The following is an 18039-nucleotide window of genomic DNA, read 5'->3' as shown; positions in this document are numbered from 1 at the left end:
CTGCCCGGCGTTGGCGGAGGACTCGGAAGCAGTGCTGGCGGTCACAGCGCTCGGGGCAGCAAGGGTCGATTATCCCGCTTGGGGGCTGGAGGCCTCGAGCAGCTCTTCCACCTCGTCGAAGGACGCCACCACGGTGGGCTCCGTGATCGGCTCGGTGCTGGTCTCAACGGTGAGATCGACGTCGCTTAGCGCCGGCGCCTCGGGAGCTGGCTCCTCTGGCGTTGTGCTGGGAACTTCCGCCGTGGTTTTTGCGTCAGTACTGGCTGAGTCAGTGCTGGCTGACTCGGTTTCAGAGCGAACCCAACGTTTGCTGGTCTTGCCTGGTTTTGGCCCCCCTTTGAAGGCGCTCAGCAGGGAGCCACCCGTTTCGTTCAAGACGGCAGCGGCCTTGGAGCTGCTGCTGAACAGTTCGCCCAGGCTGGTCTGCCAGCGTTCCACGGAGGCGATTCGCTGCTGCTCCTCTGGGGTGAGCATGCGCCAGCGGCTTTGCAGGACCTCGCTACCCAGCCGAGCAATGAGGAGGCCTCCGCAAAGCACGGCCAGCATCGGGGAGCCGGTCAGTCGGTCTGCGCTGGTGACCAGGGTCAGACCCAGCAGCAACACCACGGCCCCCCAGGCGGCGTCGCGGGGGCGGCTGAGCTCGGTGGCGAGCAGTGGCAACAGCATCACCGTCAGGCCCACCAGCAGGGCAAGGGTTCCGCCAAGGGTGGCCAGCATCGGAATTGAGGCGTTGACCCCATTCTGGGCCGCTCTCTACAGTCGTCGCCTGCCCACCTGGCGGAATTGGTAGACGCGCTGGTTTTAGGTACCAGTGGCTTCGGTCGTGGGGGTTCAAGTCCCCCGGTGGGCATCCGCTCGAGACGTCAGCTTTTCTAAGCTGGTCCTTATTCAGTAGGTATGACGCAAATCTTGGCCCCAGCTGAGTCGAGAGAGCTTGGACGCCAAGAGGTGCGTGCTTCGGTGAGCGCTGTACCGCGTGAATACCTCGATCCCCCTGCCCCCTGGAACCCAACGGTGGGGCTCTTCTTGGGCGGTTACGCCCTGGCTGCTCTGAGCATTGCCGGCTGGTTTCTGTGGGGCTGGCCCCTGCCTGTCTTGCTGGCCACGGGCTTTCTGGCACTGCATCTGGAGGGCACGGTCATTCATGACGCCTGCCATAACGCGGCGCATCCCAGCCGGTTCTGGAATGCCTTTATGGGGCACGGAGCCGCGTTGTTGCTGGGCTTCAGCTTCCCGGTCTTCACGCGCGTGCACCTACAGCACCACGCCCATGTGAACGATCCGAAGAACGATCCCGATCACATCGTCAGTACCTTCGGTCCGCTCTGGTTAATTGCGCCCCGATTCTTCTATCACGAGTACTTCTTCTTCCAGCGCAAGCTTTGGCGCGGCCATGAGCTCCTGGAATGGGGATTAGGGCGGGGAATCTTCTTCGCGATTGTGCTCGCTGGAATTAAATATGGCTTCATTGATTTCATCTTCAATGTCTGGTTCGCCCCAGCCTTGATGGTTGGAGTGACGCTTGGGTTGTTCTTCGATTACCTGCCTCACCGCCCCTTCTCGTCCCGGAATCGGTGGCACAACGCCAGGGTCTATCCCGGGCGTTTGATGAACTGGCTGATCATGGGTCAGAACTATCACTTGGTTCATCACCTCTGGCCGTCGATTCCCTGGTTTGAATACCGGCCTGCGTATCACGCAACCAAGCCAATCCTGGATGCCAAGGGATCTCCCCAGCGCCTCGGATTGTTCGAGACCAAGAGTGATCTCACGAATTTCCTCTACGACATCGTCCTGGGCGTGCGCAGCCATCGTCGCCGCCGCAGCAAGCTTCGTCCGATTGCTGGTTTACTGCCCTCGTTCAGGGCCCGTCGCCATGTGGTCGCGCTGCTGCACCGCACGGCCGTTTCCCCGCGTCGCTGAGGGCCGAAAGCCGAACTCGAGCTTGCAGTCGGCTCGCGTCGGATCAGTCCGCCAGGATTTTGGGAACGCGGAAGAAATCGCCTTCCCGCAGGGGCGCCTCATCCAGAAGCTGCTCGCGCACATCGGTGGGCACGACGGTGTCTTCGCGGGTCACGTTGACCACCTCAACGGCGCGGGTGGTGGCGGGCACCCCATCGGTATCGACCGCTTGCAGCTGGTCGACGTAGTCGAGGATTCGCTCGAGTTGACCGGTGTAGGTCGCGATTTTCTCATCGGGCAGATCCAGGCGAGCCAGCTTGGCCACCTTGCGGACGTCGTCGGCGCTGATGTTGCTCATGGGGTGAACCTAGCTGGCCGACTCGCTTAAAAAGCGCTCCAGATCAGTGACCAGACCCGTTGCGGCCACATCCAAAAAGCGGCGGCCGTCCTCGGCGGTGGCCAAGGAGGGATGGGAGCCCATCCGACCATCGGGGTGGCGGCGGCGGAAGTCCTCGGGGCTGTGAATGGGGCCCGCTGGGGCTGGGTCGGGCAGGGGTTTCTGCTTGCTCTCCAGGCTGGGCTCCAGCGCCAGGGTGATGGCGATTTCGCTGGGGGTCGCATGGTGCCCCTCCTTATCCCCGTAGAGCTCCCGGGCTAGGCCCATCGCCTCGGAGGTCATGAACCAGTTGGCGAGCTTGCAGCGCAGCTGAGGGGCATTGGGGAGGCCGCGGGCCGCGGCGGTGCCATAGGCCTGGGCAAAGGCGGCTTTGCAGGTGGCGATGTTTCCGCCATGGCCATTGATCACATAGATCCGCTCAAACCCATGGCGGGCCAAGGACAGAATCAGGTCGTGCAGGACCGCCAACAGGGTCGAGGGCTGCAGGCTCATGGTCCCGGCAAAGCCGAGATGGTGTTCGGCCATGCCAAAGGCCTGGGCGGGGGTCACCAGCACCCCCAGGCGCCGGCCGACTTCCAGGGCCACGGCTTCAGCTGTTAAGGCATCGGTGCCGATCGCTCCAGTGGGACCGTGCTGCTCGGTGGACCCCAGGGGAATGATCACCCCTTTGTTCTGCTGGAGATAGGCCTCCACTTCCGGCCAGCTCCGCAGCTGCAGTCGGATGTCTTCGGTGCTGTGAGCAACCACGGAGCTGGGGCGTGAGATCGGTTCAGTATCCCTAGGATTTGGGCGTCCGGCGGCCGTCCATGCTTCAGCGACGCCTTTACCGCTATCAATGCGAGAAACGGCCCATATGGGTGTTCTTGCGCGACCAGCAGCGTTGGATTGAAGAGGCGCTGGTTGTTGAGCTGGAGGGGGACCTGGTGACCCTGCGCTACGACGCTGAGGATGACGACGAGCTCCACAGCTGGGAGGAGACCGTCCGCCTGGATTCCATCGGCGCGGTCAGCACCCGCCTGGCCTACTTCAGTCGCTCCGCCTTGCCCGAGGACCTTGAGACCACCTCGGACTGCCCTCAGTCAGAGCGTCTCTCCAGCGAGAGCTAGGCGGCCTTAGTGGGCGGTGCCGTTGCCGTCGTACTTGTCGGTGTCGTAGTAGCCGCCCTTGGTCCCGAAGAAGAGGGTGGCCAGGACGAAGAGGCCGCTGCCGCCAATCAGGACCGTGGCAAGGGTGAAGCCGTCGGAGTGCATCGCAGGGGCCGAGCCGATGGCTTGATTCTGGCGTCCGTTTCGGCGGCCCGCAGCAACGGCTCGGTTAACTGTGATCAGAAGGTTGCGCGGATGGATGGAGCGTCACGTCCCAGCCCTGCCCCACGCCTTCTTCTGCCGTCCAGCGCAGGTCGTTGCCCCTGCGCTGATTGGCTGCAGGTTGGTGAAACGCCAAGCAGACGGCAGCCTGCTCTGGGGTGTGGTGGTGGAAACGGAGGCGTATTCCCAGGACGACCCCGCCTGCCACGGCTACCACCGCCGCTCCCCTAGCAACGAAACGCTCTTTGGTGAGCCAGGACGTTTTTACGTCTATGTGAGCTACGGCATCCACCACTGCGTGAACGTCGTGACCGACCGGGCGGACTGGGCCAATGGGGTCTTGCTTCGGGCCTTGGCTATCCCGGGGGAGCCCGAGCGGGTCGCCGCGGGTCCGGCTCTGCTGGCCCGTCGCTTTGGCCTCGACCGCAGCCACGACCGCTGCCCGAGCAGCCCGGAGCAGGGGCTTTGGTTTGCTCCAGCACCCGTCGCCTTTCGAGCCGATGACCTGGTTCAAACCAGTCGCATCGGCATCAGCCAGGGCCAGGACCTGCCTTGGCGCTGGTACCTGCGCAGCAGCCGCAGCATTAGTCGCCGTGCCAAGGGGGACCTCACCCCTGCTGTCGCGGAAGCCTGGGACGTGGCCTCTTGCTCCACGGGCTTCTAGCCTGCAGGTGACGCTTGCCGCAGACCTTGAGCGACTGGACCCATCGCCATGTGCTGGATCTGGCGGCCTTCTCGCTTGAGGACTACACCACTGTTTTAGAGCTGGCCCAGCGCTTTCGGGCGATGCCCACCAGTGGTGCCCGCAAGTTGCCGGCCCTGCAGGGCAAGCTCGTCACCACCCTTTTTTTTGAGCCCAGCACCCGCACCCGCAGCAGCTTTGAGCTGGCCGCCAAGCGATTGTCCGCGGATGTTCAGAGCTTCTCTCCTTCGTCCAGTTCCCTGAGCAAAGGCGAGAGCTTGCTCGACACGGTGCGCACCTACGTGGCCATGGGCGCCGACTTGCTCGTCGTGCGTCACCGCTGCACGGGGATTCCGGCGTCCTTGGCGAACGACCTGGATCTCAGCGGCGATCGCGTCGCGGTCCTCAATGGCGGCGACGGCTTGCACAGCCATCCCAGTCAGGGTCTGCTGGATCTCTTTTCGCTTGCGCGTCAGTTCAACCCGGACAACCCCACCCCGGAGGCCCTGCGGGGCCGGCGGATCGTGATCGTCGGCGACATCCTGCATTCCCGAGTAGCCCGCTCCAACCTTTGGGCGCTAACCGGGTGCGGTGCCGATGTGGTGCTCTGCGCGCCCGCCACCTTGCTGCCGCAGGCGTTTGAGCAGTTCGTCGATGCTCCCCCGCCCGGGCAGGCCAGCGATCCCGTGGCCCAGCGCGGTCGCATCAGCATTGAGCGCAATCTCGACCAGGCCTTGGCTGGCGCCGATGCCGTGATGACCCTGCGCCTGCAGAAGGAGCGGATGAACCAAAACCTGCTCACCAGCTTGGAGAGCTATCACCGCCGGTTTGGTCTCACCCATGAGCGCTTGCCAGGCAAGATTCCCGTCCTTCACCCCGGCCCGGTGAACCGTGGGGTCGAGATGAGCGGCGCGCTGGTCGATGATCCGTCCCTATCCCTGGTGGAGGAGCAGGTCACCAATGGCATCCCGATTCGGATGGCACTGCTCTATCTCCTGGCCGCCGGCTAGCTCAGAGCAGCTTGAAGCCCTCCAGCAGTAGGCCGTAGCAAAAGCCCATGCGGCTCATGTCCAGGAGCTGCAGCCCCAATCGATTGCTGGTCTTGCGCAGCAGTGGACCACGCAGGCGGATCGCCGCTTCGATGGCCAAGACGCAGAGGAGCGCCGCAGGGGGGTCCAGAAACGAGCGCGCACCGGTCAGGGTGGCGATGGCGTTCCCCAGGAAAAAGGTGCTGAGCAGCACGATCAGCAGCACCGAGAGCCGCCGCCAGGGGTTGCTCGCCCAGCGCTCCAGGCGCGGCCAGGCACCGCCGAGGTTGCGCTGCAGCCGGGTGCGTTGGGGTGGGGGCAGCAGGGTCAGGGGAGGCGTCGCCGGCAGATGGACTGAGGTTTACCGCAGGGGCACTAAAAAAGCCCGGGTTTCCCCGGGCTTGACGGATGAGCTCAGCTCACTTGTCGCCATCTTTGGCTTTGCGGCTGCCTTTTCCTTCAAGGAGTTCCAGCAGCGCTTCCATCTGGGCCATCACGCCGCGCACTTCGCCGGCTTCAGGCAGCAGGCCGTCTTCCATGACGCCTTGGTGCATCTCGCGCAGCTCTTGGCGGATGTAACGCAGGTGGCTCACCACTTGCTCGCGCTTCGACTGCGACATGAGCAGGAAAGGGTTTGAAAGCTAAACCCTTCTACCCCATCGCCTTTTAGCAGAGACCGGGCTACGGCCAGCGCGCCAAACCCCACAGGGGTGACCGGGCTTTTTACTTCTGGCCGAATTTCGCCTTCGCGCTTTCAAAAAAAGTTTCGTCGATCAGATCCAGGCCGGCTTCGCTGGCCATGGCTTCGATGCGCTTACGGGCGGCAGGGCGCACAAAAAAGGGGATCTCCTTGAGCTTGGCCTCGGCCTCTAGTTTCCAGTTCATGGCCAGATCCGCAGAGGGATTTCAAGGGTGGATGGAGAATAGGGGACTCGAACCCCTGACCTCTGCGGTGCGATCGCAGCGCTCTACCAGCTGAGCTAATTCCCCTCAAGACCAGGAAGAATCCTTGTCCTGGCCAGAACTTATCAGTCTTCAACGGCCATGACCGATTCCCCCTCCATCACCCCCGAGTTGATCGCGGCGCAGACCGAGGCCTCCATGCAGGACTTGGGGCGGCGTCTCGATGAGGACGACTACCCCTCCCCGTTTGCCGCGTTGAACGATTGGCACCTGCTGCGGGCTGTCGCCATTCACCGTCCAGAGCTGGCTCGCCCCTACGTGCACTTGGTCGATCAAGAACCCTTTGATGAGGACTGAGATCCCGGTTGATCCCCTCAAGGGGCGGCGTGTTCTGGTGGGGATCAGCGGCAGCATCGCCGCGGTCAAGCTTCCACTGGTGGTCAGCGCCCTGGCGAAGCGTGGCGCTGAGGTCCGTTGTGTTCTCACTCCCAGTGCGGCGCAGCTGGTCAGCCCCGGCGCGCTCGCCAGCCTGAGCCGTCAGCGCTGCTACCTCGACGCCGATCAGTGGAGTCACACCGCCGCGCGTCCCCTGCATGTGGAGCTGGCGGAGTGGGCTGAACTGGTGCTCCTGGCTCCGCTCTCCGCGACCAGCCTCGGGCGTTGGGTCTATGGACTCGGGGACACCCTCTTGGCGTCGCTGTTGCTGGCCACGGAAGCGCCGGTGTTGGCGGCAGCGGCCATGAACACCGCCATGTGGAGTTCCCCTGGGGTGCATCGCAATTGGCAGGCCCTCCAGGACTTTGAGCGGGTGTTGCCGTTGGGCCCCGCTGACGGTCTGCTGGCCTGTGATCGGGAGGGGGCTGGACGCATGGCGGAGCCGGCCTCCCTGCTGCTCGCCCTGGAGTCCCTGGCGCTCTGGGGCTGGCAGCGCGATTGGCAGGGACGTCGCCTGCTCGTGAGCGCGGGGCCCACGCGGGAGTGGCTGGATCCAGCCCGCTGCATCAGCAATCCCAGCACCGGACGAATGGGGGTGTTGTTGGCCCAGGCGGCCCGTCTACGTGGCGCCGAGGTGGATCTGGTCCATGGCCCTCTGCAGGTCGAGCCGGCTTGGCTCGAGGGCTTGCGCTGCCATCCGGTGGAGACTGGAGCGGAGCTTCAGCGTTCCTTAGAGGAGCTCCAGCCCCAGGCCAGTGCCATTGCCATGGCTGCGGCCGTGGCGGACCACCGCCCGAAGCAGCGCTTTAGCGAGAAGCCCGACAAACAGGCCTTGGCGGATGCCATGGGGGCGGGCTGGGAGTCCGTGCCTGACGTGCTGCGCGCCCTGGTGGATCGTCGCCTTGCTGGTCAGGCGATCCTTGGCTTTGCGGCCCACACCGGTGATGTCCTGCCGCAGGCCCAGGCCAAGTTTGCGCGCAAGGGCTGTGATCTGTTGTTCGCCAACCCCATTGACGCAGCGGGGGCGGGTTTCGGCAGCCTCTCCAACGAAGGCTGGATCCTGGGCCCAGGAGCGGCGGTGGAGCGCGTTGAACCGATGGGCAAGCTCGCCTTGGCCCACCGGCTCTTGAGTGCTCTTGCTACGGCTTCAGGCGGCCAGGGCTGAGTCGTCGTCGTTCTGCAGCAGGTCCATAAAGGTCCGCAGCTGCAGCCGGGGGATGTAGGGCCATCCGCCGCTCTTCTCCATGCCCTTCAGCAGGTTGAAGAGCTCGCCGCGATCGGAGGGAAGGCTCGAGCGGAACGCACCGTCTTGGATGGTGCGGTGTAGTTCCTCCAGGCGCCGAAGCAGGAGCAGCAGGGCTTGGGCTTCGCCATCCACCTCGGCGGCCAGTTCTTCCAGGCTCTCCAGCTCGGAACTCAGCCGGGCCTCCCAGTCGCCTCGGACCAGGCTGTCGTCGATCTGAGAGGTGTTGCTGGCGTCGCTCATACAGGGATTAATTCAGCCGCTCTCGCATACAGGTTGTTGAGAGCCGCGACATGGTACGCGGAATGGGCGTTTTGCACCGGTAGTATCCCGATCGGGCCTACCCCATCCCTGAGGTTTTCCCCGCCAGACCGGTTTCTCCCCCATGCGTTTCCGTCCTTTGCTGGCCGTCGTGCTGGCCCTTTGCCTGACCCTCGTGACCGCTTGCAGTGGCGGTGCGAAGGCTGTTGATCGGGCCGATCTGACCTACGACGACATCCACAACACCGGTCTGGCCAACGATTGCCCGACCCTTCCCGACTCCGCCCGCGGCTCTATCGCCCTCGACAGCAACACCAAGTACGAGTTGCGCGAGGTCTGCATGCACCCCGCTGAGGTGTATGTGAAGGGCGAGCCCGCCAACAAGCGTCAGGAGGCCCAGTTTGTGGCCACCAAAATCCTGACCCGCTTCACCACGAGCCTTGACCAGGTCTATGGCGACCTGTCCGTCACCGGTAACGGCGTCAACTTCAAGGAGATGGGCGGTATCGACTTCCAGATCGTCACCGTGCTGCTGCCCGGTGGTGAGGAAGTCCCCTTCACCTTCTCCTCGAAGGAGCTCGACGCCACCGCTGAAGGCGCTGCCATCAGCACCAGCACCGACCTCAACGGTGCCTATCGCGTCCCCAGCTACCGCACCTCCAACTTCCTGGATCCCAAGGGCCGCGCGCTGACCACCGGCGTTCAGTACGCCCAGGGTCTGGTCGCTCTGAACGGTCAGGACGACGAACTGGCCCGCGAGAACAGCAAGCGCTACATCGACGGCACCGGTGAGATGAATCTCTCCATCACCAAGGTGGATGCCTCCACCGGTGAGTTCGCCGGCGTCTTCACCGCTGTCCAGCCCTCTGACACCGACATGGGCAGCCATGACCCCGTCGACGTCAAGATCGTTGGCCAGCTCTACGGCCGGCTCGAGAAGGCCTGATCGTCTTTTCGGACTCAGAACGCTTGATCAGGGGGCTCTTCGGAGCCCCTTTTTTTATGGCGTTTCGAGTGCTCTGGGAGAATCGCCGGCATTGGATCCACTCCCCGTTGCCATGACCACCGCAGCCGCTGCACCCCGTCAGGGTTTGATCGCTCCCCACGGCGGCACGCTTGTGGACCTGCGGGTGCCTGAAGCCCAGCGGGAAGCGGCGAAGGCTGGCGTGGATCACGTGGTCGAGTGCTCCGATCGCAACGCCTGCGACATCGAGCTGCTGATGGTGGGTGGTTTCTCACCCCTGCGCGGCTTCATGCACCAGGACGACTACCTGTCGGTGGTCGAGAAGAACCGCACCACCAGCGGCCTTCTCTTTGGTCTGCCGATCGTGATGGACACCGATCGCGACGACATCGCCGTTGGTCAGAAGCTGCTGCTGACCTACCGCGGTCAAGAGCTCGCCGTGATGACGGTGGAGAGCAAGTGGGAGCCCGATAAGGCCCGTGAGGCGGTTGGCTGCTACGGCACCTCCTCCCTGGAGCATCCCGCGGTGAAGATGATCGCCACCGAGCGCGGTCGCTTCTATCTGGGTGGTTCGATTCAAGGCCTGGAGCTGCCCGAGCGCGTCTTCCCTTGCAAGACCCCCGCTGAGGTGCGCGCGAACCTGCCCGAGGGTCAGGACGTGGTGGCCTTCCAGTGCCGGAACCCCATCCACCGTGCGCACTACGAGCTCTTCACCCGGGCCCTCGATGCCACCAATGTGAGTGAGCAGGGCGTGGTCCTGGTGCACCCCACCTGCGGCCCCACCCAAGACGACGACATCCCCGGTGCCGTTCGCTTCCAGACCTACGAGCGTCTGGCCGCTGAGGTGAACAACCCCCGCATCCGCTGGGCTTACCTGCCCTATTCGATGCACATGGCTGGGCCCCGTGAGGCGCTGCAGCACATGATCATCCGCAAGAACTACGGCTGTACCCACTTCATCATTGGCCGCGACATGGCCGGCTGTAAGTCCTCCATCAGCGGTGAGGACTTCTATGGCCCCTACCAGGCCCAGGACTTCGCCCGCGAGAATGCTCCGGAGCTGGGAATGGAGACGGTCCCGTCCTTGAACCTGGTGTACACCGAGGAAGAGGGCTACGTGACCGCCGAACACGCCGATGCCCGTGGCCTGCACGTCCGCAAGCTCAGCGGCACCCAGTTCCGCCAGATGCTGCGCGGCGGCGAAGAAATCCCCGAGTGGTTCGCCTTCAAGAGCGTCGTCGAGGTTCTGCGCTCAGCTGCCTGAGTCCGGTTAACATTCCTTAATCACTGTCCTCGATCAAGCGGAGAACCAAGTGAAGAAGCGCTGGCGCAATGCGGGGCTTTATGTCCTCTTAGCCGTAGTAGTGATCGCCGTGGGTACGGCGTTCCTGGATCGTCCTGATCCCGCCAATGCGCCGCGCACACTGCGCTACAGCGACTTCGTGGAAGCCGTTGAAGCCAATGAGGTGTCACGGGTTCTGATCGCTCCCGATCGCGGCACGGCCCAAGTGGTCGAGAACGACGGCCAGCGCGCCGTGGTCAACCTCGCCCCCGACAAGGATCTGCTGAAGCTCCTTGAGGGGCACAAGGTCGACATCGCTGTCGAACCTTCCCGTCAGCCCCAGGCATGGCAGCAGGCTCTTGGTTCCCTGATCTTCCCCCTGCTCCTGCTGGGTGGTCTCTTCTTCCTCTTGCGTCGTGCCCAGGGCGGTGGCGGGAACCCCGCCATGAACTTCGGCAAGAGCAAGGCCCGGGTTCAGATGGAGCCCGAAACCCAGGTCACCTTTGGTGATGTGGCCGGCATTGAAGGCGCCAAGCTCGAGCTGACCGAGGTCGTCGACTTCCTCAAGAACCCCGATCGCTTCACCGCCGTCGGCGCCAAGATTCCCAAGGGTGTCCTGCTGGTGGGCCCTCCGGGTACCGGTAAGACCCTGTTGGCCAAGGCCGTCGCTGGCGAGGCCGGTGTGCCTTTTTTCTCGATCTCCGGTTCGGAGTTCGTCGAGATGTTCGTGGGTGTCGGTGCCAGCCGGGTGCGCGACCTGTTCGAGCAGGCCAAGAAGAACGCCCCTTGCATCGTCTTCATTGACGAGATCGACGCCGTGGGTCGTCAGCGTGGCGCTGGCCTCGGCGGCGGCAACGACGAGCGGGAACAGACCCTCAACCAGCTCCTCACGGAGATGGACGGCTTTGAGGGCAACACCGGCATCATCATCGTTGCGGCCACCAACCGCCCCGACGTGTTGGATGCGGCGCTGATGCGCCCCGGTCGCTTCGACCGTCAGGTGGTTGTGGATCGTCCCGACTACGCCGGCCGTCTGCAGATCCTTGGTGTCCATGCCCGCGGCAAGACCCTCTCCAAGGACGTCGATCTCGACAAGATTGCGCGCCGCACTCCCGGTTACACCGGTGCTGATCTCGCCAACCTTCTGAACGAGGCCGCCATCCTCGCGGCTCGCCGTCAGCTCACCGAAGTCTCCATGGATGAGGTGAACGACGCGATTGAACGGGTCATGGCCGGCCCTGAGAAGAAGGACAGGGTGATGAGCGAGAAGCGCAAGCGTCTCGTGGCCTATCACGAGGCCGGCCACGCTCTAGTGGGTGCCTTGATGCCGGACTACGACCCGGTGCAGAAGATTTCGATCATTCCCCGCGGTAACGCGGGTGGTCTGACCTTCTTCACCCCGAGTGAAGAGCGGATGGAATCGGGTCTCTATTCCCGTGCCTACCTGCAGAACCAGATGGCCGTTGCCCTCGGCGGTCGCGTTGCCGAGGAGATCGTCTACGGAGAAGACGAGGTCACCACGGGTGCCTCCAACGACCTCCAGCAGGTCGCCCGTGTTGCTCGTCAGATGGTCACCCGCTTCGGTATGAGTGATCGCCTTGGTCCCGTGGCCCTCGGCCGCAGCCAGGGCGGCATGTTCCTGGGGCGTGACATCGCTTCCGAGCGTGATTTCTCCGAGGACACCGCTGCCGCCATCGACGAAGAGGTCAGCCTGCTGGTGGCTGAGGCCTACAAGCGGGCGATCGCAGTGCTCAACGGCAACCGCAGCGTGCTCGATGAGCTCGCCGAGATGCTGGTGGAGCGCGAGACCGTCGATGCTGAGGATCTGCAAGAGCTGCTGATCCGCAGTGACGTCCGCGTTGCCGAATACGTCTGAGGCCTGGGCCTCAGATCCCTCGGGCCTCCTGAGGGGACTGCACCGCCAGCCTGTGCTGGCGGTGCTTCGTGTGTCTGAGCGTCGTCTGGCTGAAGCCCAGCTCAGCCAACTGATGGATGCTGGTCTGCAGCATGTCGAGCTCGCTGTCGCCCTGACCCCAGCCTGGGTCGATCTGGCGATCGACCTGCGTGAACGCTTTCCCGCACTTCGGCTTGGCGCGGCGTCGGTCCGCTGTTTCCAGGGCCTGGTCGCCGCGCAAGCCGCCGGTCTGGACTATGTCGTCTCTCCGATTCTTGAGCCGCAACTCTTGGCGCAAGCCCGTCAGGACGGCATCACCCTGATTCCTGGCGTATACACCCCATCGGAAGTGGCCCAGGCCCAAGCGCTCGGGGCGCCAGCGGTGAAGCTGTTCCCCGCCAGCAGTGTTGGCCCGAGCTATTGGAGCTCGCTGGCGGGCCCCCTCTCGCCATTGCCCTATTGCATTGCAGCTGGAGGGTTGTCGGCCCTGGATGCACGGCTCTGGCTGGAGTCGGGCGTCGACGCAGTCGCCTTGGGGGGCAGCCTCTTTGAGACGTCTACGGCTCCCGGCGAGTCCGTGAAACTGCGGCCGGGGTTGACCACCCTTTTGGCATGGCTCGAGCAGCGCGCCAATGACGCTTTGTTGTCAGATTGAGACCAGAGTGTTACTCATGAGATAGACGTCTTTCGATGCATGTCTCAACTCACCATCAAGTTGAGCGATAAAGCTGATGCTCTGATCGCTCAGCTCCAAAAGGAGATCTTCAACCGCAGGCGCAAAAAAGTCACCGCCGCTGGGGTTGTCGAAACCCTGGTTGAAAGCGGTGCCAAGTCGCAATCCGACAAGCGCTTCGCGACCTCCTGGAAAAACCTCATTTCCGACATCGAGAAAGCAGCCAAATTGGCTAACGCCCATGGCGCCAAGCCGGCCAATCTCTCGGATGCGGAATGGGCGCTGATCCTGAGCCACCGCAGTCGCACCACGATCAGCAAGGCCGCTCCAAAGAAAGCAGCCCCCAAAAAGGCGTCGGCCAAAAAGGCATCGGCAACCACCACCAAGCGGCCCGCCGCCAAAGCGAAGCCCGCAGCTGTGAAGAAGGCCGCCCCCAAGAAAGCGGCTAGCACCGCAGCGAAGGCCAAGCCCGCTGCAGCGGCGAAATCCAAGGTGGCTCCGAAGGCCAAGCCCGTCGCCAAAAAAGCCGCCCGTAACCCGGTGAAGAAGACCGGTGCGACCCGCGGTGGTTCAGTGGCGAAGCGGATGGCAAAGGCCGTCGGCCGCTTGGGTGGGGCCCCCTCCACCAATGGCGCCGGTCAGCTGACCAGCGTGCGTTGAGCCCTCGTCACCAGAGGCTGCACTGACCCTGCTGCCTCAGCAGGTGGTCCGCCAGAACAAGGGCGACCATCGCTTCCACCATCGGCACGGCCCTGGGCAATACGCAGGGGTCGTGCCGACCTTTTGCTTCCAGGGTCGTCGCCTCACCGCGCGCATTAATCGTCTGCTGCGCCTTGCGGATCGTCGCCGTCGGCTTGAAGGCCACGCGAATCACGATTGATTCGCCGTTGCTGATGCCCCCCTGAATCCCGCCGGAATTGTTGGTGGCGGTGTGCAGGCTCCCGTCGGCGGTGGGGAGGAAGGCGTCGTTGTGCTCACTGCCCTTGAGCAAGGTCCCGGCAAAGCCCGATCCAATCTCAAAGCCCTTGGTGGCGGGCAGCGACATCACCGCCTTGGCCAGATCCGCTTCGAGCTTGTCGAAGACGGGCATGCCCAATCCGGCGGGGACGCCGCGGACGACACATTCGATGACGCCACCGCAGGAGTCGCCTTCGCGGCCAATCGCTTCGATGCGCTCGATCATCCTTTCGGCAACGGCACCATCGGGACAGCGCACGATGTTGCTTTCAACGGCATCGAGGGTCACGGCCGCTGGATCGATCGGCGCCTCGATGTCGTGAATGCGCTTGACCCAGGCCACGACTTCGGTGCCGTTGGCTTTGTTCAGCAGCTGTTTGGCAATCGCACCGGCGGCCACGCGGCCGATTGTTTCCCGGGCTGAAGCCCGTCCGCCGCCGCTGCGGGCCTGAATGCCGTACTTGGCCTGGTAGGTGGCGTCGGCATGGGAGGGGCGGAAGGCCACCTCCATTTCCTTGTAGTCCTGCGGACGCTGGTCCTTGTTGCGGACCACCATCGCAATCGGGGTGCCCAGGGTGACCCCGTCGAGCAGGCCGCTTAGGATTTCGACCCGGTCGTCTTCCTTGCGCGGGGTGGTGATCTTGCTCTGGCCCGGTTTGCGCCGATCCAGGTCGTTCTGGATCGCGTCCAGGTCGAGGTCCAATCGCGGCGGACAGCCCTCCACGATCACGCCAACACCGCCGCCGTGCGATTCGCCGAAGGTGCTGATGCGGAAGAGATCGCCGAAGCTGCTTCCCATGGGCTGAGTGCGCTGAAGCGAGCCTACAAACTGGGCTTTGGTTGCAGCAGCGTCCCGTCTTGAGGAAGCAGGAGCGAGCGGCGTTGATCATGCGCCGCCTTGAAGAGCACTACCCCGAGACGCCGGTTCCTCTGGACCACAGCGATCCCTTCACCTTGTTGATTGCGGTGCTCCTTAGCGCCCAATGCACGGACAAAAAGGTCAATGAGGTCACCCCGGCGTTGTTCGCCGCTGGACCAACGCCCCAGGCCATGGCTGCTTTACCGGAGGCCGAGATCCTGGGCTACATCCGTCAGCTGGGTCTCGCGAAAACCAAAGCGCGCAACGTCAAGCGTCTTGCGGAGTTGTTGCTTGAGCGCCACGGGGGTGCAGTCCCCGCCAGTTTTGCCGCACTGGAGGCGCTCCCCGGAGTGGGCCATAAGACCGCCAGCGTGGTGATGGCTCAGGCCTTTGGTGTGCCCGCTTTTCCCGTTGACACCCACATTCATCGCCTGGCCCAACGTTGGGGCTTGAGCAGTGGCGAGAACGTCGCGCGTACCGAGACGGATCTCAAGCGCCTCTTCCCCAAGGACGCTTGGAACAAGCTCCACCTGCAGATCATCTTTTACGGGCGTGAGTTCTGCACGGCCCGCGGTTGTGATGGACGGGTTTGTCCCCTCTGCCAAGAGCTCTATCCCAAGCGACGCAAGCCCGTCCTTTGGCAGAAGGCCTAGGGCCCTTGCCGCAATGGCTCGCACCAGTCGCGGATGAGCTTGCTGCTGCTCACGCTCTGGCGCGGGTAACTGCTGATGCTCGCCAATTCAGCGAGCGCGTCGATAAAGGCGCTGGGGAGAGCGTCTGCGAGCCAGCTGCAGCCGCCGCTTAGGTAGTTGCCCCGTTGGCGCCAACCTCCCAACACAAGAGCCGCGATGAGGAGGAGTTGAAGGCTGCGCTTCATCGCTGCAGTCTGTCGGTCTCTGCAAGCCCAAACAACAAAAAGCCCCCGCGAAAGCGGGGGCTTTTGATTCAACACTCCTCGAAGTTCGAGAAGAAGCTGAATCTTGGGGTTCAGCCTCAGCCGATGGCGGGAGCAGTCAGAGCCACGGGGGTGGACTCAGCAGCAGCCAGGTCGAGGGGGAAGTTGTGAGCGTTGCGCTCGTGCATCACTTCCATACCGAGGTTGGCGCGGTTCAGCACGTCAGCCCAGGTGTTCAGCACACGACCCTGGGAATCCAGGATCGACTGGTTGAAGTTGAAGCCGTTCAGGTTGAACGCCATGGTGCTAACGCCCAGGGCGGTGAACCAGATACCAACCACAGGCCAGGCAGCCAGGAAGAAGTGCAGGCTGCGGCTGTTGTTGAAGGAGGCGTATTGGAAGATCAGGCGACCGAAGTAACCGTGGGCAGCCACGATGTTGTAGGTCTCTTCCTCTTGGCCGAACTTGTAGCCGTAGTTCTGGGACTCGCTCTCGGTGGTTTCACGCACCAGGGAGGAGGTCACCAGGGAGCCGTGCATGGCGGAGAACAGGGAACCACCGAACACACCAGCCACACCAAGCATGTGGAAGGGGTGCATCAGGATGTTGTGCTCAGCCTGGAACACCAGCATGTAGTTGAAGGTGCCGGAGATGCCCAGGGGCATGGCGTCCGAGAAGGAGCCCTGACCGAAGGGATACACCAGGAACACTGCGGAAGCAGCAGCCACGGGTGCGCTGTAAGCAACGCAGATCCAGGGGCGCATGCCGAGGCGGTAGGAGAGTTCCCACTCACGACCCATGTAGGCGTAGATGCCGATGAGGAAGTGGAAAACAACCAGCTGGAAAGGACCGCCGTTGTACAGCCACTCGTCGAGGCTGGCGGCTTCCCAGATGGGATAGAAGTGCAGGCCGATGGCGTTGCTGGAGGGGATAACAGCACCAGAGATGATGTTGTTTCCGTAGATCAGGGAGCCAGCAACAGGCTCACGGATGCCGTCGATGTCGACGGGGGGTGCTGCGATGAACGCAACGATGAAGCAGATGGTGGCGGCCAGCAGGCAGGGAATCATCAGAACGCCGAACCAACCCACATAGAGGCGGTTGTCGGTGCTGGTGACCCACTCGCAGAACTGGTTCCACGCAGAAGCGCCTTGGCGCTGCTGGATGGTGGTCGTCATGAGTACGGGAAAGAAAGGCCTTGCGCGAACGCTTGGCGGTTAGGGAAGGACAGGTCGGTAACCCGCCCTGCCAGCGCCAATGTAACGGATGTTTGCGCCACATTGCGACGCGTTAACGCGTTCTCAGGCTCCGGGCTCCCTCAGCGCTCCTAATCGGTGACATCAGCTCCCCTTTTCAGTGCTTCTCCGGTGGTATCTGTTCCGGTCGTCACCTGGAGCCCCAGCGTCACGCTGGTGCCCACCCACGGCTGTTTCAACCGTTGCGGCTACTGCAGCTTTCGCGTTGATCCGGATTCAGCCGTTCCTCTATCGCTTGAGGTTGCTCAGCGCCAGCTTGCTCAGCGGCCGGATGCCGCCGAGGTGTTGCTCCTCAGTGGTGAGGAGGCCCCGGGTTCGCCGCGTCGCGGTGCCTGGTTCGACCGCCTACTGCAGTTCAGCCAGCTCGCCCTGGCTCAAGGACGGTTGCCCCACACCAATGCCGGTCCCCTGAGTGCCAGAGAGATGGCGTGCCTTGGCCGCTCCAACCCCTCGCTTGGCTTGATGCTCGAAGGCCTTGGGCCGGCCTACGCCCCGTTGCATGCCCACGCCCCCAGTAAACGGCTGGAGGTTCGCTTGGCCCAGCTCGAGCAGGCCGGCCGCTTGGGCATTCCCTTCACGACGGGACTCTTGCTGGGGGTGGGTGAAACCCGTGCCGATCGTTTGGATGCCCTTGTAGTCCTTCGCGATCTGCAGCTGCGGTGGGGACATCTTCAGGAGGTGATCCTTCAGCCATGGCGCCCCGATGGCACCTCCGCCGTTGCCCTCACTGCCCAGGAGCAGGGAGATCTGTTGGAGCTGATTGCGGCGGCCCGTGCGTTGCTGCCGCCGGAGGTCCATCTCCAGACGCCCCCGAACCTTTGGCCCCTGGAAGGGCTTCCGGCTGCGCTGGCCGCTGGTATTGATGACCTCGGCGGAATCGATCTGGCCGATGTGATCAATCCGGCCTATCCGCAGCCAAGGGTTGAAGCCCTGCGGGCGGTGGTGGAGGCGTCCGGCCGGCAACTCGCACCCCGGACCTGTGTCCACCGCCAGTGGTGGCCGCGCTTGCCCCATGGCCTGAGGAGAACGGTCGCGCGGGTTGATCAAACCCTCCAGCAACGTTGGGCAACAGCTGCTTGTTAGCGTCCAACTTCGCCACGG

24 protein-coding genes and 2 tRNA genes are annotated in these 18039 nt (G+C 63.6%); 14 read left to right on the top strand and 12 right to left on the bottom strand.

Features of this window, described 5'->3' with window-relative positions; genetic code table 11:
• Nucleotides 1-69: 69 nt before the first annotated feature.
• On the bottom strand, nucleotides 70-717 hold the full coding sequence (locus H0O22_RS08870; protein ID WP_185186316.1) for a Ycf66 family protein: 648 nt from the start codon (nucleotides 715-717) through the stop codon (nucleotides 70-72).
• A 51-nt stretch (nucleotides 718-768) separates the two neighbouring features.
• Between H0O22_RS08870 and H0O22_RS08865 the strand changes: the two genes are divergently transcribed.
• Nucleotides 769-850: transfer RNA gene (locus H0O22_RS08865), tRNA-Leu, on the top strand.
• A gap of 47 nt (nucleotides 851-897) precedes the next feature.
• The gene (gene crtR / locus H0O22_RS08860) at nucleotides 898-1923 is read left to right on the top strand and encodes a beta-carotene hydroxylase (protein WP_185186315.1); all 1026 of its coding nucleotides are present in this window, start codon (nucleotides 898-900) and stop codon (nucleotides 1921-1923) included.
• A 43-nt stretch (nucleotides 1924-1966) separates the two neighbouring features.
• On the opposite strand, the gene gatC is transcribed toward crtR, so the two are convergent.
• Nucleotides 1967-2260 carry an Asp-tRNA(Asn)/Glu-tRNA(Gln) amidotransferase subunit GatC gene (gene gatC, locus H0O22_RS08855; protein WP_185186314.1) on the bottom strand — a complete coding sequence of 98 codons (294 nt, stop codon included), beginning with the start codon at nucleotides 2258-2260 and terminating at the stop codon, nucleotides 1967-1969.
• A 9-nt stretch (nucleotides 2261-2269) separates the two neighbouring features.
• Nucleotides 2270-3046, bottom strand: coding sequence for a creatininase family protein (locus H0O22_RS08850; RefSeq protein WP_185186313.1), 777 nt, complete (start codon nucleotides 3044-3046; stop codon nucleotides 2270-2272).
• A gap of 59 nt (nucleotides 3047-3105) precedes the next feature.
• Here H0O22_RS08850 and H0O22_RS08845 point away from each other — a divergent pair, with 59 nt between their 5' ends.
• A complete protein-coding gene (locus H0O22_RS08845) occupies nucleotides 3106-3405 on the top strand; it encodes a DUF6679 family protein (protein ID WP_185186312.1) in 300 nt (99 codons plus the stop codon).
• A gap of 6 nt (nucleotides 3406-3411) precedes the next feature.
• On the opposite strand, the gene H0O22_RS08840 is transcribed toward H0O22_RS08845, so the two are convergent.
• Nucleotides 3412-3549: a hypothetical protein gene (locus H0O22_RS08840; RefSeq protein WP_185186311.1), complete on the bottom strand. Its 138-nt coding sequence runs from the start codon at nucleotides 3547-3549 to the stop codon at nucleotides 3412-3414.
• A gap of 94 nt (nucleotides 3550-3643) precedes the next feature.
• On the opposite strand from H0O22_RS08840, the gene H0O22_RS08835 reads away from it, so the two are divergent.
• Nucleotides 3644-4270, top strand: a complete 627-nt coding sequence (locus tag H0O22_RS08835) for a DNA-3-methyladenine glycosylase (protein ID WP_185186310.1) — start codon at nucleotides 3644-3646, stop codon at nucleotides 4268-4270.
• Between the two features lie 26 nt (nucleotides 4271-4296).
• Nucleotides 4297-5298: an aspartate carbamoyltransferase catalytic subunit gene (locus tag H0O22_RS08830; RefSeq protein WP_185186309.1), complete on the top strand. Its 1002-nt coding sequence runs from the start codon at nucleotides 4297-4299 to the stop codon at nucleotides 5296-5298.
• A 1-nt stretch (nucleotide 5299) separates the two neighbouring features.
• On the opposite strand, the gene H0O22_RS08825 is transcribed toward H0O22_RS08830, so the two are convergent.
• The 4 genes from H0O22_RS08825 to H0O22_RS08810 form a co-directional block, all read right to left on the bottom strand.
• A complete protein-coding gene (locus tag H0O22_RS08825; protein WP_370521423.1) occupies nucleotides 5300-5542 on the bottom strand; it encodes a DUF565 domain-containing protein in 243 nt (80 codons plus the stop codon).
• 193 nt (nucleotides 5543-5735) lie between these two features.
• On the bottom strand, nucleotides 5736-5936 hold the full coding sequence (locus H0O22_RS08820) for a hypothetical protein (protein WP_185186308.1): 201 nt from the start codon (nucleotides 5934-5936) through the stop codon (nucleotides 5736-5738).
• A gap of 103 nt (nucleotides 5937-6039) precedes the next feature.
• Entirely contained in the window at nucleotides 6040-6201 is a 162-nt protein-coding gene (locus tag H0O22_RS08815; RefSeq protein ID WP_185186307.1) for a PCP reductase family protein, read from the bottom strand.
• 32 nt (nucleotides 6202-6233) lie between these two features.
• A tRNA-Ala gene (locus tag H0O22_RS08810) sits at nucleotides 6234-6306 on the bottom strand.
• Nucleotides 6307-6360: 54 nt separating this feature from the next.
• Between H0O22_RS08810 and H0O22_RS08805 the strand changes: the two genes are divergently transcribed.
• Together H0O22_RS08805 and coaBC are read left to right on the top strand one after the other, a co-directional pair.
• Nucleotides 6361-6576: a DUF2555 domain-containing protein gene (locus H0O22_RS08805; RefSeq protein ID WP_185186306.1), complete on the top strand. Its 216-nt coding sequence runs from the start codon at nucleotides 6361-6363 to the stop codon at nucleotides 6574-6576.
• Nucleotides 6566-7819: a bifunctional phosphopantothenoylcysteine decarboxylase/phosphopantothenate--cysteine ligase CoaBC gene (coaBC, locus tag H0O22_RS08800; RefSeq protein ID WP_185186305.1), complete on the top strand. Its 1254-nt coding sequence runs from the start codon at nucleotides 6566-6568 to the stop codon at nucleotides 7817-7819. Before H0O22_RS08805 ends, coaBC begins: the two co-directional genes overlap by 11 nt.
• Here the strand turns inward: coaBC and H0O22_RS08795 are convergent.
• Nucleotides 7802-8140: a hypothetical protein gene (locus tag H0O22_RS08795; protein ID WP_185186304.1), complete on the bottom strand. Its 339-nt coding sequence runs from the start codon at nucleotides 8138-8140 to the stop codon at nucleotides 7802-7804. The two genes, coaBC and H0O22_RS08795, sit on opposite strands and share 18 nt — an antisense overlap.
• 142 nt (nucleotides 8141-8282) lie before the next feature.
• Between H0O22_RS08795 and psbO the strand changes: the two genes are divergently transcribed.
• The 5 genes from psbO (at nucleotide 8283) to H0O22_RS08770 (ending at nucleotide 13631) form a co-directional block, all read left to right on the top strand.
• Nucleotides 8283-9104: a photosystem II manganese-stabilizing polypeptide gene (gene psbO, locus H0O22_RS08790; protein WP_185186303.1), complete on the top strand. Its 822-nt coding sequence runs from the start codon at nucleotides 8283-8285 to the stop codon at nucleotides 9102-9104.
• Nucleotides 9105-9216: 112 nt separating this feature from the next.
• A complete protein-coding gene (gene sat / locus H0O22_RS08785) occupies nucleotides 9217-10386 on the top strand; it encodes a sulfate adenylyltransferase (protein WP_185186302.1) in 1170 nt (389 codons plus the stop codon).
• Between the two features lie 49 nt (nucleotides 10387-10435).
• Nucleotides 10436-12280, top strand: a complete 1845-nt coding sequence (gene ftsH3 / locus H0O22_RS08780) for an ATP-dependent zinc metalloprotease FtsH3 (RefSeq protein WP_185186301.1) — start codon at nucleotides 10436-10438, stop codon at nucleotides 12278-12280.
• The gene (locus H0O22_RS08775) at nucleotides 12252-12953 is read left to right on the top strand and encodes a bifunctional 4-hydroxy-2-oxoglutarate aldolase/2-dehydro-3-deoxy-phosphogluconate aldolase (protein WP_185186300.1); all 702 of its coding nucleotides are present in this window, start codon (nucleotides 12252-12254) and stop codon (nucleotides 12951-12953) included. The genes ftsH3 and H0O22_RS08775 overlap by 29 nt, the downstream gene beginning before the upstream one ends.
• A gap of 39 nt (nucleotides 12954-12992) precedes the next feature.
• Nucleotides 12993-13631 carry a hypothetical protein gene (locus tag H0O22_RS08770; RefSeq protein WP_185186299.1) on the top strand — a complete coding sequence of 213 codons (639 nt, stop codon included), beginning with the start codon at nucleotides 12993-12995 and terminating at the stop codon, nucleotides 13629-13631.
• Between the two features lie 7 nt (nucleotides 13632-13638).
• Here H0O22_RS08770 and aroC read toward each other — a convergent pair whose 3' ends face one another.
• Nucleotides 13639-14727 carry a chorismate synthase gene (aroC, locus tag H0O22_RS08765; protein WP_185186298.1) on the bottom strand — a complete coding sequence of 363 codons (1089 nt, stop codon included), beginning with the start codon at nucleotides 14725-14727 and terminating at the stop codon, nucleotides 13639-13641.
• Between the two features lie 59 nt (nucleotides 14728-14786).
• Between aroC and nth the strand changes: the two genes are divergently transcribed.
• A complete protein-coding gene (gene nth / locus H0O22_RS08760; RefSeq protein ID WP_185188380.1) occupies nucleotides 14787-15440 on the top strand; it encodes an endonuclease III in 654 nt (217 codons plus the stop codon).
• Here the strand turns inward: nth and H0O22_RS08755 are convergent.
• Together H0O22_RS08755 and psbA are read right to left on the bottom strand one after the other, a co-directional pair.
• A complete protein-coding gene (locus H0O22_RS08755; protein ID WP_185186297.1) occupies nucleotides 15437-15664 on the bottom strand; it encodes a hypothetical protein in 228 nt (75 codons plus the stop codon). The genes nth and H0O22_RS08755 overlap by 4 nt on opposite strands.
• A gap of 116 nt (nucleotides 15665-15780) precedes the next feature.
• Nucleotides 15781-16860, bottom strand: coding sequence for a photosystem II q(b) protein (gene psbA, locus H0O22_RS08750; protein ID WP_185186296.1), 1080 nt, complete (start codon nucleotides 16858-16860; stop codon nucleotides 15781-15783).
• A 189-nt stretch (nucleotides 16861-17049) separates the two neighbouring features.
• Here psbA and cofG point away from each other — a divergent pair, with 189 nt between their 5' ends.
• Nucleotides 17050-18021, top strand: a complete 972-nt coding sequence (cofG, locus tag H0O22_RS08745; protein WP_185186295.1) for a 7,8-didemethyl-8-hydroxy-5-deazariboflavin synthase subunit CofG — start codon at nucleotides 17050-17052, stop codon at nucleotides 18019-18021.
• The last annotated feature ends 18 nt before the right edge of the window (nucleotides 18022-18039 follow it).

The sequence above is a fragment of the Synechococcus sp. LTW-R genome, assembly GCF_014217875.1.
Taxonomy (GTDB): domain Bacteria; phylum Cyanobacteriota; class Cyanobacteriia; order PCC-6307; family Cyanobiaceae; genus Vulcanococcus.
This window is presented reverse-complemented; position numbering and strand designations above follow the sequence as displayed.